This is a genomic window from Chryseobacterium daeguense DSM 19388 (assembly GCF_000430825.1).
Lineage (GTDB): Bacteria > Bacteroidota > Bacteroidia > Flavobacteriales > Weeksellaceae > Chryseobacterium > Chryseobacterium daeguense.
Genome location: NZ_AUMT01000001.1, coordinates 117,022 through 133,522 on the forward strand (window position 1 = coordinate 117,022; position 16,501 = coordinate 133,522).

The 16,501-nt window shown below is 37.1% G+C and carries 18 protein-coding genes; 9 read left to right on the forward strand and 9 right to left on the reverse strand.

Features of this window, described 5'->3' with window-relative positions:
• The first annotated feature begins 12 nt into the window (after nt 1–12).
• The 4 genes from H560_RS0100685 (at nt 13) to msrB (ending at nt 2,508) form a co-directional block, all read left to right on the forward strand.
• The gene (locus H560_RS0100685; protein WP_027378250.1) at nt 13–567 is read left to right on the forward strand and encodes an RNA polymerase sigma factor; all 555 of its coding nucleotides are present in this window, start codon (nt 13–15) and stop codon (nt 565–567) included.
• Nucleotides 568–633: 66 nt separating this feature from the next.
• A complete protein-coding gene (locus tag H560_RS0100690; protein WP_228372393.1) occupies nt 634–852 on the forward strand; it encodes a hypothetical protein in 219 nt (72 codons plus the stop codon).
• A gap of 76 nt (nt 853–928) precedes the next feature.
• The gene (locus tag H560_RS0100695; RefSeq protein ID WP_027378252.1) at nt 929–1,375 is read left to right on the forward strand and encodes a DUF417 family protein; all 447 of its coding nucleotides are present in this window, start codon (nt 929–931) and stop codon (nt 1,373–1,375) included.
• A 32-nt stretch (nt 1,376–1,407) separates the two neighbouring features.
• A complete protein-coding gene (msrB, locus tag H560_RS0100700) occupies nt 1,408–2,508 on the forward strand; it encodes a peptide-methionine (R)-S-oxide reductase MsrB (RefSeq protein WP_027378253.1) in 1,101 nt (366 codons plus the stop codon).
• 93 nt (nt 2,509–2,601) lie between these two features.
• Here the strand turns inward: msrB and H560_RS22860 are convergent, their stop codons facing one another.
• The 4 genes from H560_RS22860 to H560_RS0100715 form a co-directional block, all read right to left on the reverse strand.
• Nucleotides 2,602–2,883, reverse strand: a complete 282-nt coding sequence (locus H560_RS22860) for a hypothetical protein (protein WP_162143839.1) — start codon at nt 2,881–2,883, stop codon at nt 2,602–2,604.
• A complete protein-coding gene (locus H560_RS22865) occupies nt 2,850–3,161 on the reverse strand; it encodes a hypothetical protein (RefSeq protein ID WP_162143840.1) in 312 nt (103 codons plus the stop codon). The genes H560_RS22860 and H560_RS22865 overlap by 34 nt, the downstream gene beginning before the upstream one ends.
• Nucleotides 3,162–3,374: 213 nt before the next feature.
• Nucleotides 3,375–4,220: an ABC transporter permease gene (locus tag H560_RS0100710; RefSeq protein WP_027378254.1), complete on the reverse strand. Its 846-nt coding sequence runs from the start codon at nt 4,218–4,220 to the stop codon at nt 3,375–3,377.
• The gene (locus tag H560_RS0100715) at nt 4,213–5,124 is read right to left on the reverse strand and encodes an ABC transporter ATP-binding protein (protein ID WP_027378255.1); all 912 of its coding nucleotides are present in this window, start codon (nt 5,122–5,124) and stop codon (nt 4,213–4,215) included. Before H560_RS0100715 ends, H560_RS0100710 begins: the two co-directional genes overlap by 8 nt.
• A 170-nt stretch (nt 5,125–5,294) precedes the next feature.
• On the opposite strand from H560_RS0100715, the gene H560_RS0100720 reads away from it, so the two are divergent.
• The 4 genes from H560_RS0100720 to H560_RS0100735 all read left to right on the forward strand — a co-directional run bounded on the left by H560_RS0100720 (nt 5,295) and on the right by H560_RS0100735 (nt 9,432).
• Entirely contained in the window at nt 5,295–6,662 is a 1,368-nt protein-coding gene (locus H560_RS0100720; protein WP_027378256.1) for an ATP-binding protein, read from the forward strand.
• 148 nt (nt 6,663–6,810) lie between these two features.
• Nucleotides 6,811–7,464 (forward strand): trimeric intracellular cation channel family protein, encoded by a 654-nt coding sequence (locus H560_RS0100725; RefSeq protein ID WP_027378257.1) that lies wholly within the window; start codon nt 6,811–6,813, stop codon nt 7,462–7,464.
• 62 nt (nt 7,465–7,526) lie between these two features.
• Nucleotides 7,527–8,639, forward strand: coding sequence for a peptide chain release factor 2 (gene prfB, locus H560_RS0100730; RefSeq protein ID WP_027378258.1), 1,113 nt, complete (start codon nt 7,527–7,529; stop codon nt 8,637–8,639).
• Nucleotides 8,640–8,724: 85 nt separating this feature from the next.
• Complete coding sequence (locus tag H560_RS0100735; RefSeq protein ID WP_027378259.1) at nt 8,725–9,432, forward strand: DedA family protein; 708 nt, start codon at nt 8,725–8,727, stop codon at nt 9,430–9,432.
• Nucleotides 9,433–9,562: 130 nt separating this feature from the next.
• Here the strand turns inward: H560_RS0100735 and H560_RS0100740 are convergent, their stop codons facing one another.
• The gene (locus tag H560_RS0100740) at nt 9,563–10,429 is read right to left on the reverse strand and encodes an alpha/beta hydrolase (RefSeq protein ID WP_027378260.1); all 867 of its coding nucleotides are present in this window, start codon (nt 10,427–10,429) and stop codon (nt 9,563–9,565) included.
• A gap of 246 nt (nt 10,430–10,675) precedes the next feature.
• Between H560_RS0100740 and H560_RS0100745 the strand changes: the two genes are divergently transcribed.
• Nucleotides 10,676–11,560, forward strand: coding sequence for a DUF808 domain-containing protein (locus tag H560_RS0100745; RefSeq protein WP_027378261.1), 885 nt, complete (start codon nt 10,676–10,678; stop codon nt 11,558–11,560).
• Nucleotides 11,561–11,658: 98 nt separating this feature from the next.
• Here H560_RS0100745 and dnaJ read toward each other — a convergent pair whose 3' ends face one another.
• The 4 genes from dnaJ to H560_RS0100770 form a co-directional block, all read right to left on the reverse strand.
• Nucleotides 11,659–12,774, reverse strand: a complete 1,116-nt coding sequence (dnaJ, locus tag H560_RS0100750) for a molecular chaperone DnaJ (RefSeq protein ID WP_027378262.1) — start codon at nt 12,772–12,774, stop codon at nt 11,659–11,661.
• A 77-nt stretch (nt 12,775–12,851) separates the two neighbouring features.
• The gene (locus H560_RS0100755; protein WP_034752024.1) at nt 12,852–13,388 is read right to left on the reverse strand and encodes a nucleotide exchange factor GrpE; all 537 of its coding nucleotides are present in this window, start codon (nt 13,386–13,388) and stop codon (nt 12,852–12,854) included.
• Between the two features lie 291 nt (nt 13,389–13,679).
• Nucleotides 13,680–15,011 (reverse strand): Nramp family divalent metal transporter, encoded by a 1,332-nt coding sequence (locus H560_RS0100765; RefSeq protein ID WP_027378264.1) that lies wholly within the window; start codon nt 15,009–15,011, stop codon nt 13,680–13,682.
• Nucleotides 15,012–15,125: 114 nt separating this feature from the next.
• Nucleotides 15,126–16,430: an OmpA family protein gene (locus H560_RS0100770; protein WP_027378265.1), complete on the reverse strand. Its 1,305-nt coding sequence runs from the start codon at nt 16,428–16,430 to the stop codon at nt 15,126–15,128.
• Nucleotides 16,431–16,501: the final 71 nt, after the last annotated feature.

Sequence of the window (16,501 nt, forward strand, 5' to 3'; positions counted from 1 at the left end):
ATAAAATTGAATATGACAAAAAACGAAATCTTAAAAAACTGGGTGCAACAATACTCCGAACCATTGCTGAGAAGGGCAGTATATCTGCTTTCAGATAAAGTGGAGGCGGAAGATATCGTTCAGGAAGTTTTTATAGCTGCGTTTTCGTCTTATGACTCTTTTGAAGGGAAAAGCCAGCCGCTGACCTGGCTCATGACGATCCTGAACCGGCGTGTGGCAGATTTTTACCGTAAAAAATACAGATCCGAACCGGAAATAAAGCTGGATCACTTTTTTGATGAATCCGGATCATGGAAAAACAATGATGTTTTGAATGATTGGAATGCAGAAAATAAGGAAACCGAGCTTCTCGATGATAAAGATTTTAATAAAACATTAGAAGATTGTATTGAAGATTTGCCCTCCAGATGGAAGATTCCCATGAAATTATATTATCTTGAAGAAAAAAAAGCACCGGAAGTAAGTCAGGAACTAAACATTTCCACGACTAATCTTTGGAAGATTTTGCAACGGAGCAGAATGCAGCTGAGAGAATGTCTGGAGTTTAACTGGTTTACCCAATCATAAATGATTAAAATGCTAAAAAAAATAATCCATATTATATTTTTACCATGCAGTGAAGCCACTTTACTAATGGAAAAACGGAACGCAGAAAGTATTTCCCCTACAGAAAGCCGGAAGCTTAACCTGCATCTGAAAATCTGCAAATGGTGCAGAGCTTACAAAGAAAAACTGGAAATTTTATATGATATTTTAAAAAGAAAACTTTCACAGGAAGAAAAAATTGATATTAATCAATCTGAAATTCAGAGGTTTAAAGATAATATGCTTAAAAAATTAGACAGTCAATAAAAATATTGTCAGGTTTTTGAATTTGTTCCGACTATACTTTTGAAAATAAACAAGTATTAATTCAAAACCTTAAAAAATGAACGGAACTACACAAACCATCAGCCAAAACCGAACGGCCCGGGCCGGGTATTACATTTCACTTTTCGGAGCAGCGCTTATTTTACTGTGGATAGGTATTTTTAAATTTACCCCCACCGAGGCAGCCGCAATAAAACCTTTAATAGAAAACCATTTCCTGACTTTTTTCGTATATAATTTTACAAGCGTTCAGGCAGTGTCAAATACTATCGGAGTGATAGAAATTATCATTGCATTACTTCTGCTTTTTAGTTTGAAATTTGCATCACTAAAGAAGTTTGCAGGAATAGGCATGATCCTCACATTTCTGGTTACCCTGAGCTATTTATTTACCACACCCGGTGTTTGGAAAATAGTGGACGGAGTTCCTGTTACGGATTTTTTCATCTTGAAGGACCTTATGCTGCTGGGATTTGGATTAATGATTTTAAATGATAAAAAATGAATAAAAAGATAAAAATGAATAAAAAGATAAAAATGAAGAATATACTAATATTACTCGGAATGCTTCTGGGAATAGCAGTTTTTGCGAACAGCTGTGGAGACGCAAAACAAAAATCCACAACAACTAAAAAAGAAAATGAGACCAATATGGATACTAAAAATGTAAAAGAAGTTTATTTTGCAGGGGGATGTTTTTGGGGAACAGAACACTTTTTTCAACAAATTCGCGGCGTGGTAGGCACAGAAGTGGGCTATGCAAACGGAAACAAGGAAAATCCTACTTATGAAGAAGTAATAAGCCATACCACAGGCTTTGCGGAAACCGTGAAAGTGAAGTATGATCCTGAGCAGGTAGACTTGAAATTATTGATCGATTTATATTTTAAAACAATTGACCCTACCAGTTTAAACAAGCAGGGAAATGACAGGGGAGACCAGTACAGAACCGGGATTTATTCAACAGATAAAGAAACGGAAGCAATTGTGAAAGCAGAGGTTCAAAAACTGGCAAAAAATTACAGCAAGCCGGTTTTAGTAGAAACAATCCCATTGAAAAACTTCTACAGAGCAGAAGATTATCATCAGGATTATCTGGATAAAAATCCGGGAGGCTACTGCCACATTGAACCGGGACTTTTCGAAATGGCAAGAAATGCAAATCCGCTTCCTAAGAAGGAAACAAAATATCAAAAGCAGGATAAAAAAGTTTTAAAAGAAAAACTGACTGCAGAACAATATAAAGTTACCCAGGAAAACGGTACGGAAAGACCTTTCCAGAATGAATACTGGGACGAAACCAGAGAAGGGATTTATGTAGATATTACTACGGGAGAGCCGTTATTCGTTTCCACGGATAAGTTTGAATCAGGATGTGGATGGCCTAGTTTCTCAAAACCAATTACTAAAAAATTAATTGACGAAAAACTGGACAGATCCGCAGGTATGACCAGAGTGGAGGTGAGAAGTAAAACCGGGGATGCACATTTGGGACATGTTTTCAATGATGGCCCGGCAGACAAAGGCGGGCTTCGTTACTGTATCAACAGTGCTTCGCTGAAGTTTATCCCGAAAGCTGAAATGAAAGAAAAAGGTTACGGAGAATATATTTCTTTACTTGAAAAAGATAAGAAATAAGTGTAAGAGTGAGGTGATTGAAGGACTGTCGAAAGGCAGTCTTTTTTGTTTTAATGACCGTCTCTTATGGCATTCTGACGAAGGAAGAATCTCCTAGTGAATTCTTTGAAGTTGAAATCTGTCTTTAATGCTCAACATTGAAATATTTAGAAATAGTAAAAATGCAAAGATGATATAATAAGCTCCCCCTGGAAGTTTAGAAATACTTTGAAAAAAAGCATTATAATATTCTCTTTTAATAAAGTATAAAATCCCTTCTCTTACAGATGGGTCTTCATAAGTTATAAGAACATCATTGCATAGAAGACATTCGAATTCTTCAGCATTGGGATCTTTGTAGTTTACAGGAACAAAGAAATGTCCTGTTTTCTCCAAATCCAATCCATAAGTCTCATGTCTAGCAATTGCCATATCATTAACCAAAGAAGCAAAATCTCCGTAAGTATTATTTTCACCCAAAATAAATTCGATCCCGGTATTTTTTCATTCCTTTTTTCAAGCTTTTTAACTTCAGAAACATAAAAGCCTGAGTTTTCTTTTGCTTTGCCTGGATCAATAATAATTTTCTTATAGTTCCAATCTCTTATTGGTTCAAGGGTAGAGTTTAAATTACTTTTATCTTTTTTCAACTTTACAGGAAGTCCGAAATCCATTGCAGTATATTTAGTTTCATCAATATAAGGACTCATGTAATACCAAAAAAGCACAGGGATAATCAAGGCACTGATCAACCCCGGAACATAAAATATTTTTCTCAATGACATCATCCAGATAAAATTAATAAAAAAAGTGATTCTAAACGAACCACTTAATATATTAAATCTTTAATCTTAATTTTTAATCTTTTAATCCTTCAAATTTAAAAACTACCAGTCTCTTTTTCTCAAAATCCAGTAAGACGAAAAAATAAAAATTCCGCACCATATTATACATGCAATTAAGCTTTCTGTAGGGTAGTGAAACTCATATTTTAATCCCATCATCTTAGCCAGCTCAAGGCGCATCATCGGGTTAGGAATCAGGCTGGACATGCTTTCCAGCGGCAAAAGATGCGTGAAAAAAAAGTCATTCTGCAGTACTTCCGCTCTCTTTGCACCTTGCAGTCCGCTGATTTTTGAGAAACTTTCAAGCCCAATTAAAATCCCTTCAATAATCCAGTAGACGAAGAAACCAAGAAAAACAAACATGGATTTTCTTAATAATATTGAAAGAAACATCAGGAAACAGAAGAAGGTAAACAGCTTTACAAAATAATTCCCGATAAAGAATATTTCCTCGAAAACTTTTGCAGAATCGGTTATTTTAGAATACTTGTATCCCAAAAACATGGTGATTACAAAGACCAGAAATGTTGAAACCACCGTAAAAATAGTGATGGTTAAAAGTTTTGAACCGATAAACTCTTTTCTGCTTAATCCGTCAATCGTATTTTGTTTGAACATCCGGTTGCTGAATTCCTGCGAAATGGAGAAAACTATGATTAACCCCAGGAAAATTTTCAGTAATGCAACAATCCAAGTGGTAAAATTCCAGATTTCGGGGAAATTATAAATACCCTGCTCTTTTAAATTGATGGGATTTCCCAAAAGGTTAATATCTACCAGTCCTATAAAAAGCAATGCAATAAGAATGGCAAAATAAAGCGCTGTAAAAATCTTGAACGGTCTGTAATTCAAGTTTTTATAATATTCTAGTTTTAATAGTTTAAGCATGGTTATTCGTGTTTTTTACAAGTTCAAGGAATTGAGATTCTAAAGACAGTTTTTTCTTGGTAAGGTGAGACAGGAAAATCCCTTTTTCAGCCAGTTTCTGATTTAAGGAAGATGCCGAAATAGAAGTATCATCCTTAATCTGTGCCTTCAGAATTTCACCGTCCTGATGTACGGAAGTAAACCATTGAAGCTCATTTAAAGCATTTAAAAGCAATGTGTTATTGTCAGCTTTTAACTCAAAATAGCCGTTGTTAGCCGTCATTTCGTCCACTCGTCCGCAGTAGATGGAATTTCCTTCCTTTAAGACAATTACATGGCTGCATATTTTTTCAATTTCATCCAGTAAATGGCTTGCAATAATAATCGTAATGCCTTGTTTTGCAATATTATTGATGATTTCCCTGATTTGGATGATACCTTCAGGATCCAGCCCGTTGGTAGGCTCATCAAGAATCAGAACTTCAGGGTTGTTAAGCATTGCAGAAGCGATGGCAAGACGCTGCTTCATCCCCAGAGAATAGGTTTTAAAAGTATCTTTTTTCCTTTCAAAAAGGCCTACGGTTTTCAGCACTTCATCAATTCTCTGTTGAGGTGTTTCTTTAATTTCGGCAACAATTTTCAGGTTGGTTTCTGCGCTTAGATAAGGGTAAAAATTAGGCTGTTCAATGATGGCCCCGATTTTCTTTAATGTATCTGGATCAGTTCCCCTTTTCCCAAACCAGTACCATTCTCCGCTTGTAGGATTAATGGTTGAAAGAAGCATCCCGAAAGTGGTGGATTTTCCGCTTCCGTTTGGCCCTAAAAGTCCGTAAACATTACCTTTTTCTACATCAAAGGAAATGTTGTTTACAGCGATTCTCTTGAATTTTTTAGTCAAATTCTTTACTGACAAAATTTTTTCCATGTAATTTGTTTTACATAGTAGTAGTCTATATAAATGATGAAACGTTACAAAAAATTATAAATATAAATTATGAATGATGTATTTTGAATTATGAATTCCTGCTTCCTGCTTAAAGCCTATTGCGCATCCTTATTTTAAATATTAAATTTGATAGAATTAATCAGGAATTTATGAAGTTAATTGAACTGGCAAAAGAGCTGGATATTTCGGTGGAAGCCATCAAACAATTTATCCAGGATTTTGATCTCGAGCTTGGAGTCTGCATGAGTACAAATTTTGAATTAAAAAAAGATTTTGAAAAGTTTGCCCGCGAGAATATAGAATTTTTAAAGATCTACGAAAAGGATTTAGATAAAACAAAGACCCTGGAGGAGATTGCAGAAACCATCAATCAGCCAAAAGATAAGGTGGAAAAAGCAATCAAGGAAACACATCCTAATATTTTTGATAACGGCTTTTTCAAATCATCCATTTCAAGCTACGGAATAGATAATAAGCTGGGTGGAAATTACCAGTTTGTCTATAATTACTTCGGGCAGAAAACAAGCCTGCAGCAAAGAGATTTTATTGGTTACAGAGATTTGTTTTTTCATATTTCCGGTGTGTTGGAACCATTTTTAAATCCTCAGCAGATCAAAGACTGGGGAATCAATAAACCATCCGGAATTATTTTATACGGGCCTCCGGGAAGCGGAAAAATTTTCTGGGCGAATAAAATTGCGGAAATCATCGGGTACAAGTTCAAGGAAGTTAAAAAATTCTACCTGGGAACTTCCTTTGTAGACGGAAGCAGGACGAATTTCAACGATTTTCTGGTGACCATGATGGAAGAAGACAAAGTTTTGCTGTTTTTGGAAGATTTTGATGAAATAATGATGGAAAGAAAAGCGGAAACCGATGTGGCTTCCTGCAATCTGGAAACACAGGAAATTATTCTTCACCACATCAGTAAATTTGAGCAGGAAGATGTTTTGATGGTAGGCTCTGCAAATTCTGTTTCGGAAATTGATGAGGAAATTCTTGCTCCCGGAAGATTTGATGTTATGATTCCCGTTTTCCCGCCGAACCGTACGGAAAGATCTGAAATCATCTTATATGCAATGACAAAAAATCTTGATCAGGATTCTCTTTTATTTAAAATTTTAAAAAACAACAAAGCTGATAAAATCCCTTTCTGGCACGAGATTTCGTCACAAATGAAAGCTTTCAGCAATACTATGCTGATTGATTTTACCCAAAGCCTTAAGAAGAGAATTAAAAATCTCTATGAAAGAACCAGAAATGAAAATCTTATAATAGATCAGAACCTTCTCAACCGTGCTTTGAGGGATGCTGCCGGAAAGCTTACCGGAGAATACCTTGATCAGGTGGCTGTTTTTCTGAAAGATGTTATTGTGAATAATTTCGATCAGTTTCAATACAGAATTCAGAGCTTAAAAACCGAGCTCGATGCTTACAGAGTGGTTGAAGAACCAAGAAGAGCTATCGGTTTTTCGCATAATGAAGAAGATGCCGACAAAAATGATTCTGAAAAGTAAATTTTTAATTCATAAAATAGATTTGATTTAAAATATTCTATTACTAGTCCTGATTAATCTCAATCAGGACAGTTTTTTTTAATTTAATAAAATTGGCAAGGGAAAAAAATGAAAAAGGAGTACATTTGGAGCCTTTTAAAAACACGAAATGTTACACGCCAGCCTGCATGGAAGCTATATGCTTCCCGTTTTTTTTGATCTTTTTGCCGTTTTTCTTTTTGCCTTTTCCGGCTCTATCAAAGCTATTGAAAGAGGTTATGATTTTGTAGGAGTTTATATTGTTGCCATGGTGACAAGCACAGGCGGAAGCCTGATAAGAGATACACTTCTTCAAAATGGGGTTCCGGCTCCGCTATTAGATTATAAATATCTTGTATGCATCTTTTTTGCAGGCAGCATCGGGATGCTTTTATATCGGTATAGCAGGCATTTTACGGTACTTATTAACATTATTGATGCTATTTCTCTCGGGATGTATGCTATTTTTGGAACCCAGAAAGCGATTGTATTAGGGTTAAGTATATTTTCCGCTTTCATTATTGGTTTTATTAATGCAATTGGGGGCGGTTTGCTGCGGGATATACTGATGAAGGAAGAATCTCATTTTTTTAAGCCGGGACAATATTATGCTGTAAATTCTATTGTAGCCATAGCCATCTTTATTTTATTGGGAGTATGGCTGGGTTTTGATGCTGAAGTTGCTGCCACTACAGCCATTATTGTTGCAACGGTGTTAAGATATCTTGCGGTGAAGTATAACCTCCAGACAAAAGCCGTTAACCAATGGCGCATAAACCGGTAGTTTTAATAAGGTGAAAATCTGAGGGAATAAAAATTTTTTATTTTTGCAAAAAATAAAACTTCGTGATCAACAACGACCAGATAAAAGAAATTCAATCCAGAATTGACGACCTTCATAAATATCTTCAGATCGAAAAAAAGAAGATAGAAATTTCCAATGATGATGAGAAAACCGCCGCTCCGGAATTTTGGGACAATCCAAAGGAAGCAGAAAGTTTTCTGAAACAGCTTCGTTCCAAGAAAAAGTGGGTGGAAGATTATGAGGAAATCAATACCCAGTTTGAAGACCTGCAGGTTTTAGCGGAATTTGCGAAGGAAGATCCGGATTCCGAAAAAGAACTGGATGAAGCATTTCCGAAGCTGGTGGAAAAAATAGAAGACCTGGAATTCAAAAATATGCTTTCCAATGAAGGGGATGAGCTGTCTGCCGTTCTCCAGATTACCGCCGGAGCCGGAGGTACGGAAAGCTGCGACTGGGCTTCCATGCTGATGAGAATGTACACCATGTGGGCAGAAAAACAAGGATATAAAATCCGCGAGCTTAATTTTCAGGAAGGCGACGTGGCGGGTGTAAAAACTGTAACGCTTGAAATTGACGGTGAATTTGCTTTCGGATATCTGAGGGGGGAAAATGGAGTTCACAGGCTGGTAAGGATTTCTCCTTTCGACAGTAATGCGAAACGCCATACAAGTTTTGTTTCAGTGTATGTTTATCCTTTGGTGGATGATACGATTGAAATCAACATCAATCCTGCTGATATTTCATTTGAAACGATGAGGTCTTCCGGAGCGGGAGGGCAGAACGTAAACAAGGTAGAAACCGCTGTTCGTCTTCGCCACGCACCTACCGGAATTATTATTGAGAACTCAGAATCCCGCTCACAGCTTCAGAATAAAGAAAAAGCAATGCAGTTGCTGCGTTCAAGGCTCTATGAAATGGAATTGGAGGAGAGAATGAAAGCCCGTAACGAGATCGAAGCCAACAAAATGAAGATAGAGTGGGGAAGCCAGATAAGAAATTACGTAATGCACCCCTATAAACTGGTAAAAGACGTACGTTCGGGACATGAAACTTCTGACGTAGATTCTGTAATGAACGGAAATATCACCCCATTCCTGAAAGCTTTTCTGATGGCCGACGGAACGGCGGTTTCAGACGATGATATGGACTTATAAATGTCATGTTTAAATTTAGTTAAAATCTCATAATAAATTTCTGATTGACGTTTATTAATCTTATTTTTGTTACTTATCAAAACGTATGGAAGATTACAATAGTTGGAGAGATTTATTAAACCCTGAGTTTTATATAAAACTTGGAGGGTTTTGGCTTATTTTGTTTATTATTTTTGCTGAAACTGGGCTTTTTGTAGGATTTTTTTTACCGGGAGATTCTCTGCTTTTCGTTTCGGGAATTTATGCTGTTGATATTATCAAAGAGACTTTTGGCTCCACAGGGAGCGATTTTTTAGATACGTTTATTTTGGCGAGCAGTGTAGCTGCTGCTGCTATCATTGGTAATGAAGTAGGATATTATTTCGGTAGAAAAACAGGTGCGGCTTTATATAAAAAGCAGGATACAATGCTTTTCAAGAAAAGATATCTATACCAGGCTCATGATTTCTTTGAAAAAAACGGGGCACTGGCGATTATTATGGCTAGATTTTTACCGGTTGTAAGAACTTTTACCCCTATCGTGGCAGGAATTGTAAAGATGGATAAAAAAGATTTCTTAAGGGATAATGTTATTGGTGCAGTTTTATGGTCTTTCCTTCTGATTTTCGCGGGGCATTATTTAGATAAACTGTTTATTGAGCAATTTGGAATTGATTTAAAGAAAAAATTAGAATTAATTATCATCGTTATCGTGTTAGTCACTACTTTACCGATTATCATCAAATTTTTGTTCGGGAAAAAACAGGACTTCTCGAAATATGAAAATCACAAGTTTGATGAAGACGAAGAATAAAATTAAAATACTATAAATTACTAACCCGCTTTTCAAGTGGGTTTTTTAATATATTTCAGAGCAAAAATTATTCTTGAAAAAATCCAAGCTATCATTTTCAAATATTTAGTATAAAAGTATCAATTGCTCATTACTCATTCTTAATCCAGTTCAAAATATTTGGATAAATAATACTATCCCTTTTCTTCTTGCTAAAAAAACGCGGAGCATGACCTGAATTTTCCATAAAAACAAGCTTATGCGGAATATTTCTGGCACTTAAAGCAGAGTCCAAAGCCAATCCCTGCTTCTGATTAACCAAAAAATCCTGATTTCCCTGAAAAATCAAGGTTGGAACGTTCGATATGTTAGCAATCGGACTGGCTTTTTTAAATTCTTCGGATAAGTTTTTACGGTAAAATTTTTCACCCACAGCTTTCTGGATGGTGGGCGAAGAGTATTTTGAATAAAAGGAGCTGAGATATTCCCGGGAATAAAAATCCGTAGGGCCGCTTAAAGAAATAATTTTTTTAATATGATCCGGATTTTGATAGCCGTATAATAAAGCCAGATGTCCGCCGGCGCTTTCTCCCAGAATAATATAATTGTCCGGCTGAAGTTCTGCATTCTGAGCCAGAGAATTGAACTTTTTAATTACAGAATCAATGTCTTCCAGCTGTTCGCGGTAGGTGATTTTTTTCGAAACCAGTCTGTAATTCATGTTAATGCTCGGAATATTATTTTTAAAAAGCATTTTCTGAATGTGGATCATGTGTTCTTTTCTTCCGTATTTCCAGGCACCGCCATGTACGATCACTACTACAGGAGAATTTTCGGTATAGCCAGAGGAAAGAAAAACATCCATTTTTTGTTTTTTATGCTCCCCGTATTTCAGGTTGTAGATTTTCTGTTCATTACCCGTTCCTACCCAAACCCGGAATTTTGTATTGCATGAATTTAATATAAAGCCGATTAAGCCTAAAACAAAGAAATGATATTTAAGTATCAGCTTTTTCATAAAATAAATGTACAGAAATAAGGTGGATTTTGAAATTTAAATTAAATGATTGTTAGCAGGTTTACGTTTAGTTTTATGTCATCAGACGTAATCCTGCTTTTTGATGCAAAATTTTTACTTTGGTTAAACTCTGTTGTTATACATTAACTTTAAATAAAGTACAAAGAAAGCATTCCGGTCATATTAAAAGTCGAATTAAATAATTATTTTTGCTCTTAACAATTATTAAAAAAATATTAAAATCTTATGGCATCTGGTTTTTTTGCAATTTTGGATGATATTGCTGCTTTGATGGATGATGTGGCGGTTACTAGTAAAATAGCTACTCAGAAAACAGCAGGAATTTTAGGGGATGACCTTGCTGTAAACGCAGAAAAGGCTACAGGTTTCCTTTCTTCACGGGAGCTTCCTGTGCTTTGGGCTATTACAAAAGGTTCCTTTATCAATAAACTGATCATTCTGCCCATCGTATTTCTGCTCAACTGGCTTTATTCTCCGGCAATTAACTATGTTCTGATTCTCGGAGGTCTGTATTTAGCGTTTGAAGGGGTGGAAAAAATTATCGAATTCCTTTTTCACCGTTCCAAAAAAGGACATGAAGTGGTAGAAGAGATTGAGGAAGACGAAAAAAATCCGGAAGATTTAGAAAAAGTAAAGATAAAATCCGCCATTACTACAGATTTTATTTTATCTATTGAGATTGTAATTATTGCTCTGGGAACTGTATTGGAAGAAAATCACCCTTTTATTACTCAGATTTTAGTAACAAGTTTGGTTGCATTTATTGCCACAGTTGGGGTTTACGGTATTGTTGCGCTGATCGTGAGAATGGATGATGCAGGATTTAAATTGATTAAAAAAAGTAATGATAAGGGCTTTTTCGGTCAGCTCGGGCATTTGTTAGTAAAAGCTTTGCCTATTGTCATTAAAGCTTTAGGAATCATTGGTACCATCGCTTTGATTATGGTAGCAGGCGGTATTTTTGCACACAGAGTGGAATTCCTTCATCATTTATTTTCAACCTGGCCTGATGTTTTAAAAGAGCTTACTTTTGGCCTGATAGGCGGCTTGGGAGCTGTTCTTCTTTTCACAATGGGGAAGGGGATTGTTTCTTTGGTTAAACGTAAATAGTTATTACATTATAAAAAAATAAGCGGCTTCAAAAATTGAAACCGCTTATTTTTTATCGAAAGATTTACTTTGTAAACCTTTGGGATGCTTTAGATATCTTAATTAAATAAATCTTTCACCTTATCAAAGAAAGTTTTTTCTTTTCCGGAAGGTTCTGCAACCATTTCTCCGCTGCTCATTTGCTTTTCGAAGAAATCTTTTTGCTCTTTAGTGAGCTTTTGAGGCGTCCATACATTGATGTGGATAAACATATCACCTTTTCCATAACTGTCGATGCTTGGAAGACCTTTTCCTGCCAGTCTGAGGATTTTTCCGGACTGAGTTCCCGGATCTACGGTGATTTTTACTTTTCCGCCAACAGTAGGAACTTCTTTTTTGGTTCCCAGAGCCGCTTCTGCAAATGAAATATATAATTCCTGGTGAAGATTATCACCTTCTCTTTTAATTACTTTATCTACTTCTTCCTCGATGATAACCAATAAATCCCCCGGAATACCTCCAAACGGCGCATCATTACCTTTTCCTCTTACATTAAGCTGGATGCCGTCTCTGGCTCCTGCAGGAATATTAATTGTTACTTCTTCTTCATCTTTTACAAGACCTTGTGCATTGGCTCCTGCCGGAATTTTATCTGCAACTTTCCCAATTCCCTGACAGGTTCCGCAGGTTGTCTGGGTCTGCATCTGGCCAAACATAGTGTTCATCACCTTCAGCTGAACTCCGGAACCGCCGCAGGTAGGGCAGGTTTTTGAAGTGGCGCCTTCCGCCATCTTCATTTTTTTGACTTTAATGGTTTTCTGAGTTCCGTTTACCATTTCTTCAAGGCTCAGCTTGATTCTGATTCTTAAATTAGAACCTTTCACCTGCTGACGGCCGCCTCCGCCGCCAAATCCTCCGAAACCGCCACCGAAAATATCTCCAAACTGGCTGAAAATATCTTCCATATTCATTCCGCCGCCGAAACCGCCGCCTCCAAAACCTCCGTTTCCACCAACTCCTGCATGGCCGAACTGGTCGTATCTTGCACGTTTCTGCTCATCACTCAGAACTTCATAGGCTTCTGCTGCTTCCTTGAATTTTTCTTCGGCTTCCTTATCTCCAGGATTTTTATCCGGGTGATATTTGATCGCCATTTTACGGTATGCTTTCTTTATTTCGTCGGCTGATGCAGATTTGCTGATCTCAAGAACCTCGTAATAATCTCTTTTTGACATCTTTTTATATGGGTAATTAGTAATGGTAATGAGTAATTTACAAAATTGCTTATTACTGATTACTTATTGCTTATGTTTTAATTTCCTGTAACCACTTTAGCGAAACGAATCACTTTATCTCCCAGCGTATATCCTGTTTCGATTACGTCTACGATTTTACCTTTCAGATCCTCTGATGGAGCCGGAATTTGGGTAATTGCCTCATGGAAATCTACATTGAAGCTGTCACCAGCCTTTACTTCCATTGTTTTAAGGCCTTTTTCAGTAAGCTTGCTTTTGAATTTGTTGTAAATTAACTCAACACCTTGCAGGTCAGAAGGGTTTCCGTTTTTAGCGATTTCTTTCAGAGCTCTTTCAAAATCATCCAGAACACCAAGCATAGAGATCATCATATCCTGATTCGCGTACTGGAAGAACTCCATTTTCTCTTTGCTGGTTCTTTTTTTATAATTTTCGAATTCTGCGTACAATCTGATGTAACGGTCTTTCTCTTCTGCCAAAAGTTCCTCTGCAGTAGGTTTTGCTGTCACATTGTCTTCAGAAGGCGTTTCGTTTTGAGTATTCGTATTTTCTTGATTATTGATGCTTTCTTCGTTAATATCCTGATTGTCCATAATTCAATATTTATTTTCCTTTTTATTGACAAACATTCTGCCAAAGAAAAAAATCTGGACATTAAGGCAGAAATTGAAATCAGGACTTAGCAACCAATGGTCAATTTTTCCGGCTGGTTCTTATTTACTTCTTTCCAGTCATTGCGAGGAGCGAAAGCAATGAAGCAATCTTATGATATATTTTAAAAATAAATAAATATAAAATTATCATCAGATAATCCAATTTTACGAAGGCTAATTTATTTGTGCTTATGGGAGATTGCTTCATTGCTTTTGCTCCTCGCAATGACATTATCCAAAAAATGTCTGGTACAAAAGATAAAGATTTAGAATGATGATAATGAAAGAAATGATCCAAACGCAGGTTTTTAAGAAAGGCTTGTTAACAAATTCGCCCATTTTTGCTTTATCACTCGTAAACATCACAAGCGGAACCACCGCAAAGCTCAGCTGCATGGATAAGATAACCTGGCTTAGAACCAATAATTCCGTTGTTCCTTTTTCTCCGTAAATGATGGTTACAATTAAAGCCGGAATTACAGCTATTAATCTTGTAATTAATCTTCTTAGCCAGGGTTTTAACCTGATATTCAGAAAGCCTTCCATTACGATCTGGCCGGCGAGAGTTCCCGTTAAAGTCGAGTTTTGTCCGGAAGCAAGCAGTGCAATTGCAAAAACAATACTTGCCATTGAAACTCCTAAAATAGGTGTTAACATTTTGTAAGCATCATGGATATCCGCAACATGTTTGTTTCCGGTAATATGGAAGGTGGCTGCTGCTAAAATCAAAATAGCGGCATTAATGAAAAAAGCCAGCATGAGAGAAACTGTACTGTCTAAAGTTGCAAATTTTATCGCTTCTTTTTTCCACTTCCTGTCTCGCGGGTAATCTCTTGTCTGAACAATGCTGCTGTGAAGATACAGATTGTGGGGCATTACAGTTGCACCCAAAATCCCGATCGCAATATAAAGCATGGCCGGATTCTGGATGATTTCCGCTTTCGGCACCAATCCACCTAAAATTTCGTTAACAGCAGGCTGTGAAATGAAAAGCTCATAAATAAAGCAGGCAAGAATAATGGAAATCAAGCCGCCGACGATACTTTCTATCCATCGGAAACCTTTTGACTGCAGTAAAAGTATAATCAATACGTCAACTGTTGTGATGACAATTCCCCATGTTAATGGAATATGGAAAAGTAAATTCAGAGCAATCGCAGAACCAATTACTTCTGCAAGATCACAGGCTGCAATGGCAATTTCACAGAAAACCCAGAGAATAAAATTAGTGGTAGGATTGAAATGATCACGGCAGGCCTGCGCAAGATCCCTTTCTGCAACTACACCCAATTTCACAGATAAATGCTGCAAAACCATCGCAAAAATATTGGAAATAAGGATCACAGACAGGAGGGTGTACCCAAACTGAGCACCTCCGGCAATATCAGTTGCCCAGTTTCCGGGGTCCATGTAACCCACGGCAACCATAAGTCCAGGGCCTGCAAAAGCCAGGTATTTTCTCCAGAAACTACCGTTTTTAGGAACTTTCACCGAAGAATAGACTTCGGATAGAGAATGTGATGTTTTATCTTTTCGCCAGGCGCTTTTCAAATTCAGATTCATAAAATGTTAGAAATGACTAACAAATTTAATTAAATAAATGTAAACACAAAACCATTCACATAAAAAATCCCGAAAACAATTTTTCGGGAATAAATTTTTATTTGTTCTAAAAGATTATTTCGCAAATCTTACAGACATTTTTCTGTCTGAAGCTCTTTCCGCATCAGAAGCACTGGCATCAGCTTTCGCAAATCGGCTGCCGTAGCCTTCTGCATCAAGTATCTGACTTCCGACTCCTTGTTTTTCCAGCCACGTTTTAATATAATTGGCTCTGTCGGCAGAAAGTTTTATGTTTTTAGCTTCATCTCCGGTTTTATCAGTGTACCCTCCAATTTTTATCTTTGCATCAGGATAAGCTTTCAAAATAGCTACAAGATTCTGAAGCTGGCCTTCTGAACCTGCTTCTAAAGCATTTGCGCTTCCCAGCTTGAAGTTTACATGATCAAAATCAAACCATTGGTTTTTCAAAGCGTCATCATTTGCTGCGTTGGTATATGCCCCGGATTTCATGAAATTGATCATCTGATCTTCCATTCCTCCTTTGTAACCTTTCAATGCCGTACCATTCAGGTCGATATTTTCATCTACTTTTCCTGATGCTGAAGTTGACATTGAAGCTGTATCTGCCGAAGAAACTGCTGCAGCCGTATCCTGCATTGTACCTGTGGAGTCAGTATTTGTAACAGTAGTAGTGCTTTCTTTTTTCTCACACTGCTTCCACAGGAAATAAGCCGCTGCAATCAAAAGCAGGAGAGGAAGAAGCCATTTCCAGATAGATCCTCCGCCTTCGTTATTTCTCTCCGGGAAAGTTCCGTTGGGAGCAGTACTTCTGGTAACTTCTATGGCCGGCTCTTCGTGAGAGGGGGTTTTAATCTGGTCATTATCATTATCGAATTTATATCTTGCAGCCCAATCTCCAACGTTTAAAGATGCCAGAGAAAGTCCTGCAGGCAATAATGTAGAAACAATCCCTTTTTGGTCATCAAGAAGTCTTGAAATACCGGATTGATCCAAATTATTATCAGCAGCATATTTCCCGATTGAGCCTACGGTAGCTCCGGTTACCAGATTCAGTAAAGAGCTTGAAGAATTGTTGCTGATACCAGCGTAAGTGGCAATAGCATTTACAACGCCGCTCACTTTATCACCAAAAATAGAGGTCAGCAGACCGGAAATCCAGGTGTTGTTGGAAGAATCTCCCATCAGGTTCCCCAAGATACCGCTTGAAGAAGCTGTTGTAATGGCATTCAGTACGCCCTGGTTATCCGAATTGTTTGCCAATCCTCCCACCACAGCGGGTAAAAGTCCTCCGATTGCTTTAGAAATTCCGGATTCACTTTCTCCGTACTGCAATGCAGTCTGGGATACTAAAGCAGGGCCTAGCTGGCCTTTAATTAAATCAATGATGTTTAAAGACATAATAATATATTTTTGAGATTAATGTGTTATAAATTTAATAAAAATTTTGCCAAAATATCATTTAAACAAAA

What these genes read in the sequence shown, in the direction of transcription:
- H560_RS0100695 (WP_027378252.1), top strand. Translation starts at nt 929, where the DNA reads ATGAACGGAACTACACAAACCATCAGCCAAAACCGAACGGCCCGGGCC.
- H560_RS0100745 (WP_027378261.1), top strand. Translation starts at nt 10,676, where the DNA reads ATGGCATCTGGTTTTTTTGCAATTTTGGATGATATTGCTGCTTTGATG.
- H560_RS0100725 (WP_027378257.1), top strand. Translation starts at nt 6,811, where the DNA reads ATGTTACACGCCAGCCTGCATGGAAGCTATATGCTTCCCGTTTTTTTT.
- H560_RS0100715 (WP_027378255.1), bottom strand. Translation starts at nt 5,124, where the DNA reads ATGGAAAAAATTTTGTCAGTAAAGAATTTGACTAAAAAATTCAAGAGA.
- H560_RS0100765 (WP_027378264.1), bottom strand. Translation starts at nt 15,011, where the DNA reads ATGAATCTGAATTTGAAAAGCGCCTGGCGAAAAGATAAAACATCACAT.
- H560_RS0100720 (WP_027378256.1), top strand. Translation starts at nt 5,295, where the DNA reads ATGAAGTTAATTGAACTGGCAAAAGAGCTGGATATTTCGGTGGAAGCC.
- H560_RS0100690 (WP_228372393.1), top strand. Translation starts at nt 634, where the DNA reads ATGGAAAAACGGAACGCAGAAAGTATTTCCCCTACAGAAAGCCGGAAG.
- H560_RS0100770 (WP_027378265.1), bottom strand. Translation starts at nt 16,430, where the DNA reads ATGTCTTTAAACATCATTGATTTAATTAAAGGCCAGCTAGGCCCTGCT.
- H560_RS0100740 (WP_027378260.1), bottom strand. Translation starts at nt 10,429, where the DNA reads ATGAAAAAGCTGATACTTAAATATCATTTCTTTGTTTTAGGCTTAATC.
- dnaJ (WP_027378262.1), bottom strand. Translation starts at nt 12,774, where the DNA reads ATGTCAAAAAGAGATTATTACGAGGTTCTTGAGATCAGCAAATCTGCA.
- H560_RS22865 (WP_162143840.1), bottom strand. Translation starts at nt 3,161, where the DNA reads ATGGATTTCGGACTTCCTGTAAAGTTGAAAAAAGATAAAAGTAATTTA.
- H560_RS0100735 (WP_027378259.1), top strand. Translation starts at nt 8,725, where the DNA reads ATGGAAGATTACAATAGTTGGAGAGATTTATTAAACCCTGAGTTTTAT.
- H560_RS0100710 (WP_027378254.1), bottom strand. Translation starts at nt 4,220, where the DNA reads ATGCTTAAACTATTAAAACTAGAATATTATAAAAACTTGAATTACAGA.
- msrB (WP_027378253.1), top strand. Translation starts at nt 1,408, where the DNA reads ATGAAGAATATACTAATATTACTCGGAATGCTTCTGGGAATAGCAGTT.
- H560_RS0100755 (WP_034752024.1), bottom strand. Translation starts at nt 13,388, where the DNA reads ATGGACAATCAGGATATTAACGAAGAAAGCATCAATAATCAAGAAAAT.
- H560_RS0100685 (WP_027378250.1), top strand. Translation starts at nt 13, where the DNA reads ATGACAAAAAACGAAATCTTAAAAAACTGGGTGCAACAATACTCCGAA.